Annotated in this window: 34 protein-coding genes; 1 reads left to right on the top strand and 33 read right to left on the bottom strand. The window is 44.7% G+C overall.

The features are described 5' to 3' along the window. Positions 1 to 177 precede the first annotated feature (177 nt). Positions 178 to 768 (bottom strand): KinB-signaling pathway activation protein, encoded by a 591-nt coding sequence (locus CA598_RS16315; protein WP_042132517.1) that lies wholly within the window; start codon positions 766 to 768, stop codon positions 178 to 180. Between the two features lie 129 nt (positions 769 to 897). Between CA598_RS16315 and gerD the strand changes: the two genes are divergently transcribed. Further along, on the top strand, positions 898 to 1581 hold the full coding sequence (gene gerD, locus CA598_RS16320) for a spore germination lipoprotein GerD (RefSeq protein ID WP_094877197.1): 684 nt from the start codon (positions 898 to 900) through the stop codon (positions 1579 to 1581). A gap of 58 nt (positions 1582 to 1639) precedes the next feature. Here gerD and CA598_RS16325 read toward each other — a convergent pair whose 3' ends face one another. From CA598_RS16325 to rplV, 32 genes are all read right to left on the bottom strand, one after another. Further along, the gene (locus tag CA598_RS16325) at positions 1640 to 2740 is read right to left on the bottom strand and encodes an Mrp/NBP35 family ATP-binding protein (protein ID WP_094877198.1); all 1101 of its coding nucleotides are present in this window, start codon (positions 2738 to 2740) and stop codon (positions 1640 to 1642) included. Positions 2741 to 2830: 90 nt separating this feature from the next. Next, positions 2831 to 3571 (bottom strand): N-acetylmuramoyl-L-alanine amidase CwlD, encoded by a 741-nt coding sequence (cwlD, locus tag CA598_RS16330; RefSeq protein ID WP_094871880.1) that lies wholly within the window; start codon positions 3569 to 3571, stop codon positions 2831 to 2833. Between the two features lie 78 nt (positions 3572 to 3649). Beyond that, positions 3650 to 4819, bottom strand: coding sequence for a sulfate adenylyltransferase (gene sat, locus CA598_RS16335; RefSeq protein ID WP_094877199.1), 1170 nt, complete (start codon positions 4817 to 4819; stop codon positions 3650 to 3652). A 37-nt stretch (positions 4820 to 4856) separates the two neighbouring features. Next, on the bottom strand, positions 4857 to 5549 hold the full coding sequence (locus CA598_RS16340; protein WP_094871877.1) for a phosphoadenylyl-sulfate reductase: 693 nt from the start codon (positions 5547 to 5549) through the stop codon (positions 4857 to 4859). A gap of 234 nt (positions 5550 to 5783) precedes the next feature. Beyond that, positions 5784 to 6176, bottom strand: a complete 393-nt coding sequence (gene rpsI / locus CA598_RS16345) for a 30S ribosomal protein S9 (protein ID WP_025706574.1) — start codon at positions 6174 to 6176, stop codon at positions 5784 to 5786. Positions 6177 to 6196: 20 nt separating this feature from the next. Further along, positions 6197 to 6634: a 50S ribosomal protein L13 gene (gene rplM, locus CA598_RS16350; RefSeq protein ID WP_036680589.1), complete on the bottom strand. Its 438-nt coding sequence runs from the start codon at positions 6632 to 6634 to the stop codon at positions 6197 to 6199. A gap of 312 nt (positions 6635 to 6946) precedes the next feature. Then, entirely contained in the window at positions 6947 to 7744 is a 798-nt protein-coding gene (gene truA / locus CA598_RS16355) for a tRNA pseudouridine(38-40) synthase TruA (RefSeq protein WP_094877200.1), read from the bottom strand. Between the two features lie 299 nt (positions 7745 to 8043). Next, entirely contained in the window at positions 8044 to 8409 is a 366-nt protein-coding gene (rplQ, locus tag CA598_RS16360; RefSeq protein WP_019908254.1) for a 50S ribosomal protein L17, read from the bottom strand. Between the two features lie 34 nt (positions 8410 to 8443). Continuing rightward, positions 8444 to 9388: a DNA-directed RNA polymerase subunit alpha gene (locus CA598_RS16365; RefSeq protein WP_036680585.1), complete on the bottom strand. Its 945-nt coding sequence runs from the start codon at positions 9386 to 9388 to the stop codon at positions 8444 to 8446. 130 nt (positions 9389 to 9518) lie between these two features. Then, positions 9519 to 9914, bottom strand: a complete 396-nt coding sequence (gene rpsK / locus CA598_RS16370; protein WP_019908251.1) for a 30S ribosomal protein S11 — start codon at positions 9912 to 9914, stop codon at positions 9519 to 9521. Between the two features lie 19 nt (positions 9915 to 9933). Beyond that, positions 9934 to 10302 (bottom strand): 30S ribosomal protein S13, encoded by a 369-nt coding sequence (gene rpsM, locus CA598_RS16375; protein WP_036680583.1) that lies wholly within the window; start codon positions 10300 to 10302, stop codon positions 9934 to 9936. A gap of 19 nt (positions 10303 to 10321) precedes the next feature. Further along, entirely contained in the window at positions 10322 to 10435 is a 114-nt protein-coding gene (rpmJ, locus tag CA598_RS16380) for a 50S ribosomal protein L36 (protein ID WP_003322638.1), read from the bottom strand. Positions 10436 to 10488: 53 nt separating this feature from the next. Then, positions 10489 to 10704 (bottom strand): translation initiation factor IF-1, encoded by a 216-nt coding sequence (infA, locus tag CA598_RS16385; RefSeq protein ID WP_036652996.1) that lies wholly within the window; start codon positions 10702 to 10704, stop codon positions 10489 to 10491. Positions 10705 to 10706: 2 nt separating this feature from the next. Then, positions 10707 to 11015, bottom strand: coding sequence for a KOW domain-containing RNA-binding protein (locus CA598_RS16390; protein WP_042131215.1), 309 nt, complete (start codon positions 11013 to 11015; stop codon positions 10707 to 10709). A gap of 11 nt (positions 11016 to 11026) precedes the next feature. Continuing rightward, positions 11027 to 11779, bottom strand: coding sequence for a type I methionyl aminopeptidase (map, locus tag CA598_RS16395; RefSeq protein ID WP_042192159.1), 753 nt, complete (start codon positions 11777 to 11779; stop codon positions 11027 to 11029). Between the two features lie 4 nt (positions 11780 to 11783). Further along, positions 11784 to 12428 carry an adenylate kinase gene (locus tag CA598_RS16400; RefSeq protein ID WP_094871874.1) on the bottom strand — a complete coding sequence of 215 codons (645 nt, stop codon included), beginning with the start codon at positions 12426 to 12428 and terminating at the stop codon, positions 11784 to 11786. A gap of 96 nt (positions 12429 to 12524) precedes the next feature. Then, positions 12525 to 13823 carry a preprotein translocase subunit SecY gene (secY, locus tag CA598_RS16405; RefSeq protein WP_042131218.1) on the bottom strand — a complete coding sequence of 433 codons (1299 nt, stop codon included), beginning with the start codon at positions 13821 to 13823 and terminating at the stop codon, positions 12525 to 12527. After that, on the bottom strand, positions 13823 to 14263 hold the full coding sequence (rplO, locus tag CA598_RS16410; RefSeq protein ID WP_036680569.1) for a 50S ribosomal protein L15: 441 nt from the start codon (positions 14261 to 14263) through the stop codon (positions 13823 to 13825). Before rplO ends, secY begins: the two co-directional genes overlap by 1 nt. Positions 14264 to 14303: 40 nt before the next feature. Beyond that, positions 14304 to 14489 carry a 50S ribosomal protein L30 gene (gene rpmD / locus CA598_RS16415; RefSeq protein ID WP_036680567.1) on the bottom strand — a complete coding sequence of 62 codons (186 nt, stop codon included), beginning with the start codon at positions 14487 to 14489 and terminating at the stop codon, positions 14304 to 14306. Positions 14490 to 14503: 14 nt separating this feature from the next. Beyond that, positions 14504 to 15001 (bottom strand): 30S ribosomal protein S5, encoded by a 498-nt coding sequence (rpsE, locus tag CA598_RS16420; protein WP_036652980.1) that lies wholly within the window; start codon positions 14999 to 15001, stop codon positions 14504 to 14506. 27 nt (positions 15002 to 15028) lie between these two features. After that, positions 15029 to 15397 (bottom strand): 50S ribosomal protein L18, encoded by a 369-nt coding sequence (gene rplR, locus CA598_RS16425; RefSeq protein WP_094871873.1) that lies wholly within the window; start codon positions 15395 to 15397, stop codon positions 15029 to 15031. An 84-nt stretch (positions 15398 to 15481) separates the two neighbouring features. Then, positions 15482 to 16024, bottom strand: coding sequence for a 50S ribosomal protein L6 (gene rplF, locus CA598_RS16430; protein WP_036680562.1), 543 nt, complete (start codon positions 16022 to 16024; stop codon positions 15482 to 15484). Positions 16025 to 16054: 30 nt separating this feature from the next. Next, on the bottom strand, positions 16055 to 16453 hold the full coding sequence (gene rpsH / locus CA598_RS16435; RefSeq protein WP_036680560.1) for a 30S ribosomal protein S8: 399 nt from the start codon (positions 16451 to 16453) through the stop codon (positions 16055 to 16057). Positions 16454 to 16485: 32 nt separating this feature from the next. Next, positions 16486 to 16671: a type Z 30S ribosomal protein S14 gene (locus tag CA598_RS16440; RefSeq protein WP_013312154.1), complete on the bottom strand. Its 186-nt coding sequence runs from the start codon at positions 16669 to 16671 to the stop codon at positions 16486 to 16488. A gap of 49 nt (positions 16672 to 16720) precedes the next feature. Then, positions 16721 to 17263 (bottom strand): 50S ribosomal protein L5, encoded by a 543-nt coding sequence (gene rplE, locus CA598_RS16445; RefSeq protein WP_042131222.1) that lies wholly within the window; start codon positions 17261 to 17263, stop codon positions 16721 to 16723. A gap of 31 nt (positions 17264 to 17294) precedes the next feature. Then, complete coding sequence (gene rplX, locus CA598_RS16450; RefSeq protein WP_076286851.1) at positions 17295 to 17648, bottom strand: 50S ribosomal protein L24; 354 nt, start codon at positions 17646 to 17648, stop codon at positions 17295 to 17297. 49 nt (positions 17649 to 17697) lie between these two features. After that, complete coding sequence (gene rplN, locus CA598_RS16455) at positions 17698 to 18066, bottom strand: 50S ribosomal protein L14 (protein ID WP_036680556.1); 369 nt, start codon at positions 18064 to 18066, stop codon at positions 17698 to 17700. A 38-nt stretch (positions 18067 to 18104) separates the two neighbouring features. Continuing rightward, entirely contained in the window at positions 18105 to 18371 is a 267-nt protein-coding gene (gene rpsQ, locus CA598_RS16460; RefSeq protein ID WP_042131223.1) for a 30S ribosomal protein S17, read from the bottom strand. A 43-nt stretch (positions 18372 to 18414) separates the two neighbouring features. Further along, positions 18415 to 18612 (bottom strand): 50S ribosomal protein L29, encoded by a 198-nt coding sequence (gene rpmC, locus CA598_RS16465; RefSeq protein ID WP_019908232.1) that lies wholly within the window; start codon positions 18610 to 18612, stop codon positions 18415 to 18417. Continuing rightward, positions 18602 to 19036 carry a 50S ribosomal protein L16 gene (rplP, locus tag CA598_RS16470; protein ID WP_042131224.1) on the bottom strand — a complete coding sequence of 145 codons (435 nt, stop codon included), beginning with the start codon at positions 19034 to 19036 and terminating at the stop codon, positions 18602 to 18604. Before rplP ends, rpmC begins: the two co-directional genes overlap by 11 nt. Positions 19037 to 19038: 2 nt before the next feature. Continuing rightward, positions 19039 to 19704, bottom strand: coding sequence for a 30S ribosomal protein S3 (gene rpsC, locus CA598_RS16475; RefSeq protein ID WP_042192169.1), 666 nt, complete (start codon positions 19702 to 19704; stop codon positions 19039 to 19041). A 13-nt stretch (positions 19705 to 19717) separates the two neighbouring features. Next, a complete protein-coding gene (rplV, locus tag CA598_RS16480) occupies positions 19718 to 20050 on the bottom strand; it encodes a 50S ribosomal protein L22 (protein ID WP_036680546.1) in 333 nt (110 codons plus the stop codon). Positions 20051 to 20057: the final 7 nt, after the last annotated feature.

Raw genomic sequence — 20057 nt, forward strand, 5'->3', positions numbered from 1 at the left:
CTTGTGTTACTTCGTACAAAACTCACTTCGTAAGCATCTACTTAGTTTTGTGAGCATATCGTTCTTTAAGATTAACCTCTACAATCAGATTTTAATCGTTAAGCTTCCGTTAGAGCAAAAAACCCCGTCTTCTGAAATCAGAGCACGGGGTTCATTGTTTAGTGCCTTTCCCATTCATTATCCGGCTGCCGGCTTCAGAATACGGTGTAGCATCAAAATTTGGAATGCATTACAAGCGATAAGCGGAACAACAATAAATACCGTCGCACTATCAACACCTATACGGAGTACGCCAATAACTTCCACAATTGAAATAGCTGTCATAAAAAAGAGGGTTGGAATCAAAGCTGAGATGTTTGTACTTTTTACTTTGAAATAAGACACTATAATAGCTGCTAGCAAAATAACGATTCCTAATATTAGATCAGACATAACATTTCTTTCCCCGCCAACGACGGTACGCAAAAAAATCAGTTCAAGCAATGCGAGTACAGAAAGCACTAGTTGTATGTATTTCCAAACCTTTTGTGGAAAAACTCCGTTGCCCATATAATTCAAAATCAAATAGGCAAAAAAACCAAGTTGCGAATAAACGCTTACAAGCATACCGTAGCCAAGCAGAATCAGCGGGTATAAAAAGAAATCCCCGACACTTTTGAAATCAATCTTACCATTTACGAATTGTAGTGCCAAACCAGCGATTACAGCCCCACCCGCTCCAATAAGAAGGGTAGTCCAAAATAAATGAAACCATTTTTTTATACTCAGCCAATTCACCTCCTCTTGTCAGATTTATTTTACCAAGGATACCGACAAAACGCCATTACACCCACAACATAAATGTGCTCTAATGCGGCATAATACATCAAGAGAATCCTATAAAGGAGGGCAGCGCCAATGAAATGGAGATTTATCGGATCTGTGGGTTTGGCATTGAGCTTTGTTATGGCCTTAACGGCTTGCGGAAGTGAGCAGAGCAGTTCTTCTTCCGGACAAGGCAGTTATAAAGAAACGAAGACCATGGTTTTAGATATATTGAAAAGCGATGAGGGTAAAAAAGCAGTTGAGGAATCATTATCAAGCTCCAGCTCTGGCGGTACCAGTGGAATGAGCATGAAGATGATGCCACTTCAAACAACAGAGGAAATTAAGACCGCTGTAAAGGATACTCTCACTGCGCCGGAATATCAGAAGGAGATCGAGAAAATAATGAAGGATCCAAAGTTCGCAGGTGACTTTGCTAAAGCCATTCAATCGCAAAGCAAGGAACTACACCTGCAGCTAATAAAGGATCCAACTTATCAGAAATCAGTCGAAGAAATTATGAAATCTCCAGAAATGATGACCATGTTTCTAAATCTCACCAAAACACCGGATTACCGAAAACAATCCATGAAAACCATTCAGGAATCTATGCAAACCCCTTTATTCCGTATGGAGGTATTAAATTTACTTAAAAAAGTCGTACAAGAAGAACTTGAACCAAAAGAGAAAAAAGAAAAAGGCAGCGAAGGTGGCGACAAGCAGGACAGCAGTGGCGGCGGCGGTGGCGGCGGTAGCGGCGATGATTCAAGCTCTTAAAAAAGAGGCCTTATCCCACTAACAACGTGTGGGATGGCCTCTTTTTCATGTACAAGAATTAGTGCTCATATTTTGAAATAAGTTTATCCGCAATTTCTGCAAATAATATGCCTGTTGGTGTCTCTTCTTTGTATACAGAAGGTGAAAAATCCGGTTCCGAAATATGGTTGTCCGGCGCACCTAACGGCACTTGTGCAAGCAGCTCCGTATGAAGCGTCTCGGCAAGCCTCGCTCCTCCACCTCTGCCAAAGATATAATCTTTCTTACCACAGTCAGTACACTCATAATAAGCCATATTCTCAATGACTCCAATAATCTCATGATCTGTCTGCAGAGCCATAGAGCCCGCTCTAGCCGCCACAAACGCTGCGGTAGCGTGTGGTGTTGTAACTATAATCTCTTTGCTGTGAGGCAGCATCTGATGCACGTCAAGTGCCACATCACCAGTACCTGGGGGCAGATCAAGCAGCATATAATCAAGTTCACCCCACCCGACATCATTAAAGAACTGGCGAAGCATTTTGCCAAGCATAGGTCCCCGCCAAATTACTGGACTATTCTCACGGATAAAGAAACCCATAGACATGACCTTCACTCCGAAACGTTCCACAGGAATAATCGTTCCTTCTTCAACAACAGGCCCCTCTTCGATACCCATCATATCAGGAATGCTAAAACCATAAATATCGGCATCGATAAGACCAACTTTTTTCCCTTTTCTCGCAAGGGCTACGGCTAAATTCACCGTTACAGTTGATTTACCAACCCCACCTTTACCGCTGGCCACGGCAATAAAGTTCACACCAGAGCTCTCGCTAATTAATTCATGGCCATCAAGGCCTGCAGCATGTCCCTTAAGTTTCCCAGGCTCATCAACTTCCTCAGTGCTTTCACCACGAAGTATAGCACGTTCATAATCGGTTGCATCACGAAGCCGGATATGTACATTAGAAGCCCCACCCGCTTCAAGCAATTCACGAACCTGTTGTTCTAGATCCATGCGACTTTGCTCTTCAGGATTCAGACATACGATAGATAAAGAAATACGATCTTCTTTAATCATAATGTCACGAATCAGCTGTAGTTCCACAAGGCTTTTTCCAGTTTCCGAGTCTGTTAATGGCTGCAGTATTTCCTGAATCTGTTCCTTAGTCAACATGGAAAGCACCTCTGTTTCCTTTCCGGATGTGAAATTCTCCGGAGTTTTTGTCTATTATAGCATTACCTGTCTCCCCATGAGTAGTCCTGACTATTCGGAGGCGTAACGAAGAATGCCACGATAAATGCTAGTCGCAACCTTCCGCTGATAAACATCATTTCCGAGTAGAGCGGATTCCTGTGGGTGTGATAAGAATCCTACTTCTACAAGTACTGCTGGTATTTTCAATGCTTTTAGCAGATATACAGTATTCACTGTCTTAGCCACACGATCGGTGTTCTCCAGCGTAGTCTTCAGCTCACTCTGCACAAACTCTGCAATGGCTTTATTATCCTTATGGTTGGGGTAGTAAAAGGTTTGTGCACCGCTCCAACGATTTGAAGGGACACTGTTCATGTGAACGCTTATAAAAAGGTCTGCGCCTTTCTCTTCGATGCTTCTTACTCTTTGTTTAAGATCTTCCGTCTTACGCTTAGAATAGCCCTTAGTGCCTTCTTGAGCCAAATCATAATCACCCTCACGAGTCATTACTACAATAGCCCCTGCCTGCTGCAGATAATCACGCAAATAAAGCGATACCGCGAGATTAATATCTTTCTCAATTAGCCCTTCCCGGCTAACCGCTCCTCCATCAGCTCCACCATGTCCCGCATCAAGAGCAATAACTTTTCCTGACAAGGGCAGACTCCAATAATTTAGTGTTTTAGCGGTAGGCATGTCATACGCTATAATTCCGATCATTATAGCTAGCAGTACCACGCCAAGCATACTTTTTTTGATACTGCTCCATGAAATCCAGACCGAGACCTTATTGTTCTTCCGGCCAGACATAACAAAGACCCCCTCGTCCCGATAGATAATACTCATCTATATGGGACAAGGAGGTCAAATAGTACTAGCTAATGAGGATTACGCGGTTACTTCTTGTGTCATGCCTTCAATTAGAATCTGTGCAACCTCAGGCCGTGTGAATTCTGGCGGAGGACATTGGCCATCACGGAGCAAAGCCCGTACCTTTGTACCCGACAATGTCATGTGATCGTCACTAGGATGCGGGCAAGTTTTACTGGATGCCATATTCCCGCATTTTTTACAGAAGAAGCTATGTTCAAAAAATAATGGAGTAATATCAAGTTCTTCCGCACTAAAATTAGAAAAAATCTCCTGTGCCTCATAAGTGCCATAATAATCACCTACGCCAGCATGGTCACGACCGACGATGAAATGGGTACAGCCGTAATTTTTGCGAACCATGGCATGGAAAATTGCTTCTCTAGGGCCTGCATAACGCATTGCCGCCGGAAAAACACCAAGGAAGGTACGATCCTCAGGATAATAGTTCTCCAAAAGCGCCAGATAGCTCTTCATCCGCACATTTGCCGGTACATCATCTGACTTCGTCTCACCAACAAGTGGATTTAGGAATAGAGCGTCTACAACCTCCATAGCGCACTTTTGAATGTACTCGTGAGCTCGGTGGACTGGATTACGTGTTTGGAAGCCTACAACCGTTCTCCAGCCCTTTTCAGCAAATATCTTCCGCGTATCCGCAGGATCAAAATAAAATTCACCGAACTTCTCTGGCTGTGGGCGGTTCAAGACTGTAATCGGTCCTCCAACATAAGTTACAGGACGCGCCAACAGCTTACTCACACCTGGATGTTCAGGGTCTGTTGTTTTGAAGACATTTTGTGCTTCAATCGTTTGATCCACAGTATAAATACTCTCAATATCCAATAAACCGTAAATCTCACCATCATCCTCACCGATTAGAGAAACTTTATCCCCAATGGATAAACCGGCAGCCACAACATCTTCTACAGCCAGTGTTATTGGAATGCTCCACACTGTGCCATCCGCTAATCGCATGTTTGTTACTACTGAATGATAGTCTTGCTCATTTAAAAAGCCAGTGAGGGGCGAAAATGCACCAACAGCTATAAGATCCAAATCAGATAAGGTCCAGGTATTCAAGGCAATTGTCTTGCTGTCACGTGCGAGATTCAGCAATTCTTCTCTTTCAGTACCCTCTGCTACACGGTTAACCAAAGTTCCGCCATGCGGACGTATTGAAGTCATCTTAGTCTCTCCTTCTATGTTCCCTCAGGGATATGTCTTACTTGTGCAATCCGCACTCTGTCTTCTCTGATCCAGACCAACGTCCAGCACGCGGATCTTCACCTGGCATAACCTGACGTGTACATTGCTCACAGCCGATACTTGGATAGTTACGGTCATGTAGAGGATTATAGATTACGTCATTTTCACGAATATAGTTCCATACATCTTCTGTCGTCCAATCCGCAATCGGATTAAACTTCACTAACCCAAATTTATAATCATACTCGACCTTTTTAGCATTAGCACGGGTAGGCGCTTGATCACGGCGAATTCCAGTAATCCAAGCCTCGTATTGAGATAATATACGAGTCAGTGGTTCAACTTTACGAATTCCACAACATTGGTTAGGGTCAACTGTCCATAACGCATCACCGTATTGAAGTGCTTGCTCCTGCGTTGTGAGCTGTGGAGACACACGTACAAACTCTAATCCGTATTTGTCTGCCATCAAATCTCTGGTTTCGTAGGTTTCCTTAAAATGATAATCTGTATCGAGATAAAAGACATCAGTAGATGGACTAACTTTGTGAAGCATATCAACAAGCACTACATCTTCGGCACCAAAGCTGCAGGCAAAAGTAATATTAGGAAAGGTTTCTACAGCCCAGCGGATAATTTCTTCGGGTGAAGCACTCTCTAATTCTTCGGCCTTTATTCTGATCAAATCTTCCTTCTCGAGCAAGTTCATTAAGGTATTCCTCCATCCAAAATATTAATCGTATGAATAAATGAGGTAAAAGAAGTAATAAAACCAACTATTTCTATATGAAATAGTATATAACTTTTACTGAGGAAGTCAATGAATTTCAACCCTCAAAATCAGTAAATAGATGCTAAAAAAGCCCATTTCTTATTTGAAAGGGGCTGGAAAGAAAATAAAACCCTTGACCATATAGGCCAAGGGTTGAATTCTTGATAAATATTAACGTTTCGAGAACTGAGGCGCACGACGTGCAGCCTTCAAGCCGTATTTCTTACGTTCCTTCATACGAGGGTCACGAGTTAGGAAGCCGGCTTTCTTAAGTGCACCGCGATATTCAGGGTCAACTTTAAGCAATGCACGGGAGATACCGTGACGAATTGCTCCAGCTTGACCGGAAATGCCGCCACCATGTGCAAGAACGATTACATCGTAGTTGCCTAGTGTTTCAGTCAGGTTCAAAGGTTGTTTTACGATCATTTTCAGTGTTTCCACACCAAAATATTCGTCCATCTCACGTTTGTTAATGACAATGCGTCCTTCACCCGGTACAAGGCGAACACGTGCTACCGAATGTTTACGACGACCTGTCCCATAGTATTGTACTTGTGCCATGAAACTGTCCTCCTCTATTCTTATCCGCGAAGTTCGTAAACTTCAGGTTTTTGTGCTGCATGTGGATGCTCGGCGCCTGCATATACTTTCAATCTCAGCTTCATGTGGTCCCCTTGACGAGTCTTAGGAATCATACCATGAACAGCGAATTCAATTACGCGTTCTGGTTTAGTGTTAAGCAGAGTTTCAGCATTAGTAACTTTCAAGCCACCTGGGTGCATCGAGTGACGGTAGTATTTCTTGTTTTGCAATTTCTTACCGGTCAAGTGAATTTTCTCAGCGTTGATTACGATAACGAAATCTCCTGTATCAACGTGTGGAGTGAATTGCGGTTTGTGTTTGCCACGGATCAAAGCAGCGGCTTCGCTGGCCAAACGACCAAGTGTTTTGCCTTCGGCATCAATAATGTGCCAATTGCGTTCAACTTCGTTCGGCTTCGCCATATAGGTGGTACGCATGAATGTTTCCTCCTTGTTCTCGTACGAAAATCTTCTGTTTCGTATATCTTGTTTCTCATTGAATTACAATTATGTGAGTTAAGCAAAGCATTTTTTGGCATTTCCTTGATCGGGGCTGTGGGATAGCCATCAAGAAAACACAACTTTTATATTACAGTATAAACATAACAAGTGCAAGTGATTTTTAGACATTCAGCCTATTATTTAGGAAGAAATTTATACAAGCATAAAGGCCTCTATCGTCCCTAGAAGGACGGTTAGCGTTTATGCGAGAAATATAAGGATAATGTATTTCGTGAAACTTATATATTCTTATATTTGAAAAAAAGATTCACTTTCAGACTCGTCATATTCTACACTCCACAAAGCCAACCCCTTGGCCATAGCTGTCGGTCCAGCAGCAGAACGATCACATGCCGCCAATATCTCAGCAACATGATCAGCATCTATTTTACCTTCCCCCACATGGATCAAAGTCCCCATAATAATACGAACCATATGCTGAAGAAATCCACTACCTGTTATATAAGTTTGGATCACTCCCTGATCTAATGAAGAGGGTCGGCACATACTGCGGTCTACTTCCATATGAGCTTCAAAGACCGTTCGTATATGAGAGGCTTTAGTAGACCTCCGTGAAGCAAACGAGGTGAAGTCATGTGTCCCTACAATATGCGTTAAGCCTTGCTGCATCGCAGGAATGTCCAACCTCACCGGATGGTGAAGCTGCCAGCGCCGCTGAAACGGATCTGGAAACCTGTTGCCGTTAATCGTGTATCGGTAAGTTTTACGCTTAGCTCCTCTACGAGAGTGAAACGACAGCGGTACTTCCCTAGCCTCAGTAACCACGATATCTTGTGGCAGCCGGGCATTAAGCGCCAGACACCAACGTTCAAGTGGGATTCGAGAGGAGGTCGTAAAGTTAAAAGGCTGACCGTAGGCGTGTACTCCGGCATCTGTGCGGCCAGAAGCAGTAATCTTAAGCTCCTCACCTGTCAGATGGAGTATCGCTTGCTCCAGCCGATCTTGAATCGTATTGCCCTGAGGCTGGGTCTGAAAGCCATCATAATTTGTTCCGTCATAATTGACCTTCATCAATAGATTACGCATTCCGTTCTCCTTTTTAAACCGTTCAGCAGAAACGTCGATCGAAGCACTGTCTGATCTTATTCAAGAGGAAGAAATGGCTTTGCCGTCCCTAGAAGGACGGCATCCATTACACTTCACTCCATTACTTCAAAAAAAAGAGCCCCTGCGGGAGCTCCTTCAATTGAACCAAGGTGATTCCCACGGTTATTGGTACAGCAGAGTCTTGCGCCTCTGCAGCACAATAACGCTGATATTTCCCCCATCTTTACTCCAAAGAGGGCCGGATGAAAGGGAATCATCGGAAATCATTACTTGTGATACTACGCGCGGTCTACCAATTCAAGATAGACCATAGGCGCAGCGTCGCCACGGCGAGGTCCTAGTTTCAGGATACGAGTGTATCCACCTGGACGCTCAGTGTAACGAGGAGCGATGTCAGAGAACAATTTTTGAATTGCATCTTGTTCACCATCAACAGTCTCGCGGCGAACAAATGCAGCTACTTGACGACGAGCATGAAGATCACCTTTTTTAGCTTTAGTGATCAACTTTTCAGCGATGGAACGAACTTCCTTCGCCTTAGCTTCCGTTGTTTGGATGCGCTCGTATAAAAACAGATCCGTTACCATATCGCGAAATAACGCTTTACGCGCACTGGAATCACGGCCCAATTTTTGGTATGCCATTGTGTTTTCCCTCCTTTACTGTAACAATCTGTAGCTATTCTTCTGTGCGGAGTCCCAAACCAAGTTCCTCAAGCTTCTCCTGAACTTCTTCCAAAGATTTACGACCAAGGTTACGCACCTTCATCATATCTTCTTCAGTCTTCGTGGTAAGCTCTTGTACGGTATTAATACCAGCACGTTTGAGGCAGTTGTAGGAGCGGACAGAAAGATCAAGCTCTTCGATTGTCATCTCTAGCACTTTTTCTTTTTTGTCTTCTTCTTTTTCAACCATAATTTCGGCGTCTTTCGCTTCGTCCGTAAGACCTACGAACAGTACGAGGTGCTCGTTCAAAATTTTGGCTCCGAGGCTTACAGCCTCTTCCGGTCTAATACTGCCATCTGTCCAAATTTCAAGCGTCAATTTGTCGTAGTTGGTCACTTGACCAACACGTGTATTGTCTATGCCGTAGTTAACGCGTGAAATAGGAGTGTAGATGGAGTCAACCGGGATAACGCCAATTGGCTGATCGTCGCGTTTGTTCCGGTCCGCTTGGACGTAGCCGCGACCACGGCCTGCAAAAATACGCATGTGAAGTCTCGCACCAGGTCCCAGCGTTGCAATGTGAAGATCCGGGTTGAGGATCTCAACATCGCTGTCCGCACGGATATCACCTGCGGTAACGATGCCTTCCCCTTCGGCATCAATCTCAAACACTTTTTCCTCGTCTGAATGAATCTTCAGGGACAAGGCTTTAAGGTTAAGAATGATCTCCGTCACATCTTCCATTACGCCTGGAACGGTCGAGAACTCATGCAGAACGCCGTCAATTTGGACCGAAGTCACTGCGGCTCCTGGAAGCGAAGAAAGCAATATCCGGCGAAGTGAATTCCCCAGAGTCGTGCCATACCCACGTTCCAACGGTTCAACTACGAATTTCCCATAGGTACCTTCATCATTAGCTTCTACGGTCTCAATCTTCGGCTTTTCGATTTCTATCACGAGTTTACCCCTCCTTCAACGTCGCTCCTATATGAAACTGTCACCCCATCAGGTGCATCATGTAGTATGCCTAAACACCTATTATTAGCAGATGCGTCAGAATTATACCACATTTACAATACTGATTTCACTATACGCGACGACGTTTCGGCGGACGGCATCCATTGTGAGGAACCGGAGTTACGTCTTTAATAAGGTTAACTTCAAGCCCTGCAGCTTGAAGGGAACGGATGGCTGCTTCGCGGCCCGCGCCCGGTCCTTTAACCATAACCTCAACCGATTTCATGCCGTGCTCCATAGCTGCTTTAGCTGCTGATTCAGCTGCCATTTGCGCTGCGAATGGAGTCGACTTACGGGAACCTTTAAATCCTTGGCCGCCGGAGCTTGCCCAGGAAATTGCATTTCCGTGAGGATCTGTGATGGTAACGATGGTGTTATTGAACGTGGAACGAATATGTGCCACGCCGGATTCGATATTTTTACGGTCGCGACGTTTGGTACGTACGACTTTTTTCGGTTTAGCCATTGTCTCTTATCCCCCCTTATTATTTCTTCTTGTTTGCTACCGTACGACGCGGGCCTTTCCGGGTACGGGCATTGGTTTTAGTACGTTGACCGCGAACAGGCAATCCACGACGGTGACGAACACCGCGGTAACAGCCGATCTCAGTAAGACGTTTAATATTCAAGGAAATTTCACGACGCAGGTCACCTTCAACCTTAACCGTTTTGTCGATCGTTTCACGCAGTTTGCTGACTTCATCTTCCGTCAAATCACGGACACGTGTATTAGCGCTAATGCCTGTTTCATTAAGAATTTTCTGAGAAGTCGTTTTACCGATTCCGAAAATATAAGTCAAGGCGATCTCAACGCGTTTGTCACGTGGCAAATCCACTCCAGCTATACGAGCCATTTTACGCTACACCCCCTTCTTAACCTTGTTTTTGTTTGTGTTTCGGATTTTCGCAAATCACCATAACAGTCCCTTTGCGGCGGATTACTTTACATTTCTCGCAAATGGGCTTTACAGAAGGTCTTACCTTCATGTTAATTACCTCCTCAAAGTTTTGCGAAGCAAAACTTTTTTCGTAGTTCCCATCTATTTACGGTAAGTTATACGACCTTTTGATAAATCATAAGGCGATAACTGCACGACCACTTTGTCTCCGGTCAAAATACGGATAAAGTGCATCCGCAATTTACCGGATACATGGGCAAGTATTTGATGACCGTTCTCAAGCTCAACCTTAAACGTTGCATTTGGCAACGGTTCAAGGACAGTACCTTCTACTTCAATGACATCTTCCTTAGCCACAGTTAGTCTCCTTTCTCATCAGCACTTATTCCGGTGGGTCCAGCATACTTCATGACTGCGTAACGCAGCTTTCCGTTTGTTACCCGCCCAGTTTCTTCCAAACTGTTTACAACCTCACTGCTGATGAAGGGTATGAGCTCAAGATGAAGAATATTCTTCTTCTTTGGCCCATCAAACTTACGTTTGTCTCCATCTGCAATGTATACAAATCTGCTATCAACAACTGCGATAACAACGGCTGCCTCTCCGGCATCTTTACCTTTGAGAATTCTCACTAATTGACCAACCTGCGGGCTGCTCACAGTATTCAAGTGGAGATCACCTACGCATTCAGTTTTGTGAAAATTTCCATGCCGTCCGGAGTAACTGCTACTGTATGCTCAAAGTGAGCACATAGTGAGCCATCCACCGTAACGACAGTCCAGTTATCTTCCAGCGTTCTGACATGTCTCTTTCCTACGTTTACCATCGGCTCAATCGCGAGTACCATACCCGGTTTCAGACGTGGTCCGCGGTCCGCTATGCCATAATTCGGAATTTGCGGTTCTTCATGCAGTTTTGCCCCAATACCATGACCAACATACTCACGTACGACTGAGAAACCAGCCTCTTCGATGTATTGCTGGATAGCATGGGAGATTGTAAACAAGCGCACATCCGGCTTAACTAACGCCAGTCCCGCGTACAAGGAGCCTTCCGTAACGTCCAGCAAACGCTGAGCCTCTTCGGAAATGCTGCCCACACCGTAGGTCCAGGCGGAATCACCGTGATAACCGCGGTACTCTGCACCGATATCCAGCGTTACAATATCGCCTTCGATCAGTTTGCGTTTACCTGGAAATCCATGCACTAATTGTTCGTTGACTGAAGCGCAAATGCTGGCAGGAAAACCGTTGTAGCCTTTGAAAGACGGCACAGCACCTTGACTGCGAATGTATTGATCGGCGATTCTGTCGAGATCGCCCGTTGTAATGCCAGGCTCAATGGCCTCAGCAATAAGACGGTGACTCTCGGCAACAATTCGACCAGCTTCCCTCATAAAGGCAAGTTCCTGTTCGGATTTACAAATGATCATTACATTAACCCCGCAATAAAGATACGATTTCAGAAGAAACGACATTGATTTCGTTTTCCCCATTTACCTGACGCAAAAGACCTTTATTATCATAAAACGCAAGCAGCGGCGCTGTCTTATTATCATACTCATCCAGACGCTTGCCTACACTATCTTCATTGTCATCCGGACGTTGATACAATTCACCGCCATCAATGTCGCAAATGCCATCTTGCTTCGGCGGGTTGAAGATTAAATGGTAGGATGCTCCGCAAACTGTGCAGATACGACGTCCAGTAAGCCGCGCCATCAACAGTCCACGGTCAACATTCAAGTTGATGACATGATCCAAAGAAGTATTCAAACGGCTTAGAATTTCATCCAGCGCTTCCGCTTGCGAAAGAGTTCTTGGAAAACCATCCAATAGAAAACCTTTTTCGCAATCGGACTGCTGCAGCCGTTCTTCAACTATACCAATGGTCACATCATCTGGTACAAGCAAACCTTGATCAATAAATGATTTAGCCTTCAATCCTACTGGAGTCTCTTGTTTGATTGCCAAACGGAAAGCATCTCCTGTCGAAATATGCGGAATGCCAAATTCTTTAATGATCTCTGCCGCTTGTGTTCCCTTGCCTGCCCCAGGAGGGCCCATGAATAAAATGTTCACGATTTCTCTCTCCCCCCAAAAGTTCGCCACCAAGCAAGAAACAGCACAATAGGTGCCGGGAAGAATAAAAACTTACGCTTCACCGGAACCTATAGCCTATTTATTGATGAAGCCTTTGTAATGGCGTTTGATCAATTGGCTCTCGATCTGCTTCATAGTATCCAATGCCACACCGATTACGATCAGCAGTGATGTACCGCCAATTCGAACTTCTTTAGGCAATCCGGATAAAGCACCGAAGAACATCGGCAATACAGAGATCAAAGCCAGGAACAATGCGCCAGACATAGTCAGACGAGACATTACTCTAGTCAAATATTTCTCAGTAGCTTTACCAGGACGGATACCTGGAATGTAACCACCATTCTTCTTCATGTTATCAGCCATCTGCTGAGGATTCATCTGCACGAACGTATAGAAGAACGTGAAACCGATGATCATCACTACATACAGAAGCATACCAAGTGGTGCATCAGTTGCCAAGTACTTGGCAATCCATTGAGCCCAGGCATGTGTTGACCAGAAACTGGAGAGAACAACTGGGAACTGAAGCAGTGATACGGCGAAGATAACCGGAATTACACCAGCCGCATTAATTTTCAGCGGAATGTGCGTATTCTGTCCACCGTACATTTTGTTGCCGACTACGCGTTTAGCGTATTGAACAGGAATCTTCCGAATACCTTGCTGTACGAAGATAACTGCTGTAATAATCGCTACAATCACAATCAGCACAATAACGACTTTAAGAATATTCAGGAACACTTGATCCGGCTGAATAAAGCTTGAGTTAGCCGTACTCGTGATATATCCCGGGATAGCGGCGACGATTCCCGCAAAAATCAGGATCGAAATCCCGTTCCCGATTCCCTTTTCGGTAATCTGTTCACCAAGCCACATCAGGAAAGAAGTACCAGCCGTCAAGATAATGGCAACCAGTAAGTAGTCAGCAAATGTCGCATTCGGCATCATTTGAGTTCCATAAATCCGGTTAAACCCTATCGACGTAGCAAAACCTTGGATCAGGGCCAAAATCACAGTACCATAACGAGTGATTTGCGCTAGTTGTTTTTTACCGTGCTCCCCTTGTTTAGCCCATTCAGCAAACTTAGGAACAACATCCATCGACAGCAATTGCACGATGATGGATGCTGTAATGTACGGATAAATACTGATCGCAAATATCGAGAAGTTTTTGAGCGCTCCGCCCGAGAAGGTGTTCAAAAGTCCCATCAAAGCGTCACCGCTTTGATTTGCTGTTTCCAGTACATCTTTGTTCACACCAGGAACCGGTACAAACGAACCGATACGGTAGATAATCAGAATGAACAAGGTAAACAGGATCTTTTTGCGCAAATCTTCCACATGCCAGATATTCTTAAGCGTCTTGAACATTAGATCACCTCGGTTTTACCGCCGGCAGCCTCGATTTTCTCTACCGCAGATTGAGAGAACTTATTTGCTTGTACAGTCAATTTAACGGTTAACTCACCATTGCCGAGAATCTTAATGCCGCTTTTGGAATTCTTGACAACACCAGTTTCAAGCAACAACTGCGGAGTCACTTCTGTTCCTTCTGCAAAGCTATTCAGATCTTCAAGGTTCACAATCGCATACTCTTTACGGGTAGGATTGACGAAACCACGTTTAGGCAGACGACGATAGAGCGGATTTTGTCCACCCTCGAAGCCCGGACGAACACCACCGCCAGAACGTGAGTTTTGACCTTTGTGACCGCGACCGGAAGTTTTACCATTTCCGCTACTTGGTCCACGACCAACGCGATTGCGTTCTTTTCGGGAACCAGGAGCTGGAGCAAGTTCATGTAACTTCATCGTTTGCACCTCCTTATGTTTGTTAATTTATGCGAGGCGATTAGCCTTCAATTTCAGTTACAGATAGCAAGTGACTCACTTTGTTGATCATTCCGCGAATTGCAGGACTGTCATTGTGAACCACTGTCGTGTTGAGTTTACGCAGGCCGAGCGTCTTAACAGTAACACGTTGTGTTTCTGGACGTCCGATTACACTACGTACGAGGGTAATTTGCAATTTTGCCATTGACGTTCCCCTCCTTAACCGCGCAATTCTTCGACAGATTTGCCGCGAAGTTTCGCGACCTCTTCAATGCGTTTCAGACGGGATAGTCCCTCCAAAGTTGCATTGACCATATTCATGGAATTCGAAGAACCCAGTGATTTTGTCAAAATGTCGCCAACGCCTGCCAATTCCAATACTGCACGAACTGGACCGCCAGCGATAACGCCAGTACCCTCTGATGCTGGTTTCAGCAACACACGTCCTGCGCCGAAGTGGCCAGTAACGAGATGGGGAATCGAAGTTCCTACGATTGGAATGTGAATCAGGTTTTTCTTGGCGTCTTCAATGCCTTTACGGATGGCATCCGGAACTTCGCCGGCTTTACCGATACCAGCACCGACGTAGCCATTGCCATCGCCCACAACAACGAGTGCACTAAAGCTGAAACGGCGTCCGCCTTTTACAACTTTTGCTACACGGTTAATGTGTACAACTCTTTCTGTCAGTTCTAAACTGTTCGGATCTACACGCAAGTCGTTAACCTCCTTTTAAGAATTATTCTAGAATTCAAGACCAGCTTCACGAGCTGCGTCAGCCAAAGCTTGAATCCGTCCATGGTACAAGTAACCTCCGCGGTCGAATACGACCACTGCATAACCTTTTTCTTTAGCACGCTCAGCGATCAATTGACCAACTTTTGCTGCAGCTTCAACGCTACCGCCATTACCGATGTTAGCAACTAGATCTTTATCAAGTGTAGAAGCGGATACGATAGTAACCCCTTTAACATCATCGATCAATTGAGCGTAGATGTGTTTCGAAGAACGGAACACGTTCAAACGTGGGCGCTCAGTAGTTCCCTGAATCTTCTTACGAACACGCAGGTGTCTTTTGAGACGAGCCTTGTTTTTATCTTCTTTTGTAATCATGACTTCCCTTTCACTCCCTTCAGTTTGCCGTAAACAGCTTCACTTTAAGATGCACGGGGTATCTTACAATTAAGTTCGAACTGGTTATTTCTTCTTACCAGCTTTACCTTCTTTGCGGATGATACGCTCGCCTTCATATTTGATACCTTTACCTTTATACGGTTCTGGCTCACGAACGGAACGAATTTTAGCAGCGTATGCGCCAACGCGTTCTTTATCGATACCTTTAACGATGATCTTCGTGTTCGCAGGAACTTCGAACTCGATACCAGCTTCCGGTGTAATTTCAACCGGGTGGGAATAACCAACGTTCAGAACGATTTTATCTCCGGATTTGCTTGCACGATATCCGACCCCAACCAGCTCCAGAGATTTCGAGAAACCTTCAGTCACACCAGCTACCATGTTGTTGACAACGGAGCGGGTTGTGCCGTGAAGTGAACGATGCAATTTGTTATCCGACGGACGAACAACGGTAATTTCGTTATTTTCAACTGTAACCTTCATGTCTTTATGAAGCTCACGAGTCAAAGAACCTTTTGGACCTTTTACTGTAATAACGGCGTTGTCCAAAGTGACATCTACACCGCTAGGTACTGCGATTGGTTTACGACCAATACGAGACATGTGTTGCACCTCCTTATCTTGTGACGTTTATTACCAAATGTAGCAGACAACTTCTCCGCCAGATTTTGATTGACGAGCTTCTTTGTCGGTCATAACTCCCTTAGATGTGGAGATAATCGCGATTCCTAAACCACCAAGTACACGAGGCACTTCATTGCTCTTCGTGTATACGCGAAGGCCTGGTTTACTGATTCTTTTCAAACCAGAAATAACACGCTCTTGGTTAGGGCCGTATTTCAAGAAGATACGGATAATCCCTTGTTTGCTATCTTCAACGAATTCCGCATCGCGGATGAAACCTTCACGCTTCAAAATGTCAGCGATTTGTTTCTTCATAGTAGAAGCAGGCATTTCTACCGTTTCGTGACGCACAATGTTAGCGTTACGAATACGAGTAAGCATATCTGCAATAGGATCAGACATAGTCATGTGTGTAAACCTCCTTCCCGTTTATAAACTTCTTACCAACTTGCTTTTTTCACGCCAGGGATCTGGCCTTTATAAGCTAATTCACGGAAACAAATTCTGCAAATTTTGAACTTTTGCAATACCGAATGTGGACGACCACAACGTTCGCAACGTGTATATGCACGTACTTTAAACTTGGGCGTACGTTGTTGTTTAACTTTCATCGAAGTTTTTGCCACTTAGCCTGACACCTCCTAAACATTTTCGGAGAAAATGGATTAACCGACTTTATTTTGCGAAAGGCATTCCCAGCTGACCCAGCAGCTCGCGGGATTCCTCGTCCGTCTTAGCAGTCGTTACAATAACGATGTCCATACCGCGGACTTTATCCACTTTGTCATATTCGATCTCGGGGAAGATCAATTGTTCTTTAAGACCAAGTGTGTAGTTACCACGGCCGTCAAAGGCTTTAGTGGAAACACCACGGAAGTCACGTACGCGTGGAAGCGTTACGTTGAACAATTTGTCCAAGAAGTAATACATACGCTCGCCGCGCAGTGTTACTTTAACCCCAATCGGCATATTTTCGCGTAGTTTAAAACCAGCGATGGATTTTTTAGCTTTAGTGATTACTGGTTTTTGACCAGCGATCAACTGCATGTCATTAACTGCAGCATCAAGTACTTTGGAGTTTTGAACAGCGTCACCCACACCCATGTTGATGACAACCTTCTCGATCTTAGGCACTTGCATAACAGTTGTATAGTTAAACTTCTGCATCAAAGCAGGTGTTATTTCGTTGAGATAACGTTCTTTCATTCTTGCTGCCATGAAGATTTAACCTCCTTTCTTAAGGGCTAGATTAGTCGATAATCTCTCCGGATCTTTTAGCAATCCGAACTTTTTTACCGTTGTCCAATACTTTGTAACCGATACGTGTTACTTTGCCGGACTTCGGATCGATGTGCATTACGTTGGACACATGAATCGAAGCTTCCTGCTCAATAATTCCACCCTGTGGATTCAGCTGGTTCGGCTTTTGGTGTTTTTTCACCATATTGACGCCTTCTACCAGAACGCGGTTTTCACGAGGATAAGCAGCGATGACACGGCCTTTTTTGCCTTTGTCTTTACCACTAATCACAAGCACCACATCATCTTTCTTCACGTGCAGTTTATTGTTATGGGATTCCAGAACTTTTTTCACTCTAGGCATTTATTACACCTCCTATAACTAACCTTCAACTTATTGGTGCTCGTGTTTATTAGATTACTTCCGGTGCCAAGGAAACGATCTTCATGTAGTCTTTATCGCGAAGTTCGCGAGCAACTGGTCCAAAGATACGTGTTCCACGAGGGCTTCTGTCGTCTTTAACAACAACAGCTGCATTTTCGTCGAATGCGATGTAAGATCCATCTTTACGACGAACGGAACGTTTCGTACGAACAACTACCGCTCTAACAACATCACCTTTTTTGACAACGCCGCCTGGTGTTGCTTGTTTAACGGAACAAACGATCAAATCACCGATTGCTGCTGTACGGCGTCCAGTACCACCCAGTACGCGGATACACATCAGTTCCTTCGCACCAGAGTTGTCAGCCACATGCAAGCGTGTAAATGGTTGAATCATTATAATTTCCTCCTTCCGGAAAAACTCTTTTGATTATCTTAGATGATAACCGCTTTTTCAACCACTTCAACTAGTCTCCAACGTTTGTCCTTGGACAACGGACGAGTTTCCATGACTTTTACGGTATCGCCAATTTTCGCAACGTTTTCCTCATCATGTGCTTTGAATTTCTTCGTAGACTTGATGCGTTTGTGGTACAAGTTATGTTTCTTATAGGTTTCAACAGCGACTACGATGGTTTTATCCATTTTATCACTGACCACTTTACCGATTAGCACTTTACGTGCATTACGTTCTTCGCTCATTAGTTAGCCTCCTTCCTGAATACGGATCTGAGATCCGTCTCACTTAACTAATCCCAAGCACTCTTTGATGGATTACGGTTTTAGCACGAGCTATTTCCTTGCGCACGTCACGAATCCGAGTCGGGTTGTCCAGTTGGCCAGTTGCCAATTGGAAACGGAGATTAAAAAGTTCCTCTTTGAATCCAGCGATCTTTTGTTCAATCTCAGCAGTGGTTAAGTTGCGAAGTTCATTAGCTTTCATTTGCTTCACCACCCAATTCTTCACGTTTCACAAACTTAGTCTTAACAGGCAGCTTGTGAGCGGCAAGACGCATCGCTTCACGAGCGATTTCTTCCGACACGCCTCCGAGTTCGAACATAATCTTGCCCGGTTTAACTACGGCTACCCATTTCTCAACGTTACCTTTACCACTACCCATACGAACCTCGAGAGGCTTTTGAGTAATTGGCTTATCTGGGAAAATCTTGATCCAAACTTGACCGCCACGTTTGATATAACGTGTCATTGCGATACGAGCAGCTTCGATCTGACGGTTAGTGATCCAAGATGGTTCCATTGCAACCAGGCCGAATTCGCCGAAGTTCAATTCAGTACCACCTTTTGCCATACCCTTCATGTGTCCGCGTTGTTGCTTGCGGTGTTTTACGCGTTTTGGTACCAACATGATTAGTTGCCTCCTTCCTGAGCAGCTTGTTTCTTAGCTGGGGGAAGAACTTCTCCACGGTAGATCCATACTTTTACGCCGATAAGACCGTAAGTTGTATGTGCTTCAGCCGTTCCGTAATCGATATCGGCACGAAGCGTATGAAGTGGAACTGTTCCTTCGCTATAACCTTCTGAACGAGCAATCTCAGCTCCGCCAAGACGTCCGCCTACTTGAGTTTTAATCCCTTTTGCGCCAGAACGCATAGTTCTTTGAATCGCTTGTTTGAGTGCACGACGGAACGATACACGGCGTTCCAATTGTTGAGCAATGCTCTCAGCTACAAGAATTGCATCCAATTCAGGGTGCTTGATTTCATTGATGTTGATGTGTACTTTTTTGCCACCAGCGATTGCTGTAACTGCGCTGCGAAGTACTTCTACTTCTGCTCCGCCTTTACCAATAACCATACCTGGTTTAGCAGTATGAATTGTAACGTTCACGCGGTTAGCCGCTCTTTCGATCTCGATATGGGAAACAGCGGAATCCTTCAATTTGCCTTTAAGGTATTCCCGGATTTTGACGTCTTCCATCAGAAGAGTACCGAAATCTTTTCCTGCATACCATTTAGATTCCCAATCGCGAATGATCCCGATCCGGAGTCCGATTGGATTTACCTTTTGACCCACGTGTTATCCCTCCTTATTTCTCAGATACCACCAGTGTAATGTGGCTCGTGCGTTTATTGATCCGACTTGCGCGGCCCATGGCGCGCGGACGGAAACGTTTCATAGTAGGTCCTTGGTTAACGAAAACCTCGCTAACGAACAAACTGTTCACGTCCAAAGAATAGTTATGCTCAGCATTCGCAATTGCCGAATTAAGCAACTTCTCAACGACCGGAGAAGCGGATTTCGGAGTGTGGCGAAGAATAGCAATTGCTTCCCCCACTTGCTTACCACGAATCAAGTCAACAACCAGTTTCGCTTTACGAGCGGAAATCCGCACCGATCTTGCATGTGCTTTTGCTTCCATTGTTTAA

This window comes from Paenibacillus sp. VTT E-133291 (assembly GCF_002264395.1).
Taxonomy (GTDB): domain Bacteria; phylum Bacillota; class Bacilli; order Paenibacillales; family Paenibacillaceae; genus Paenibacillus_AQ; species Paenibacillus_AQ nitricinens.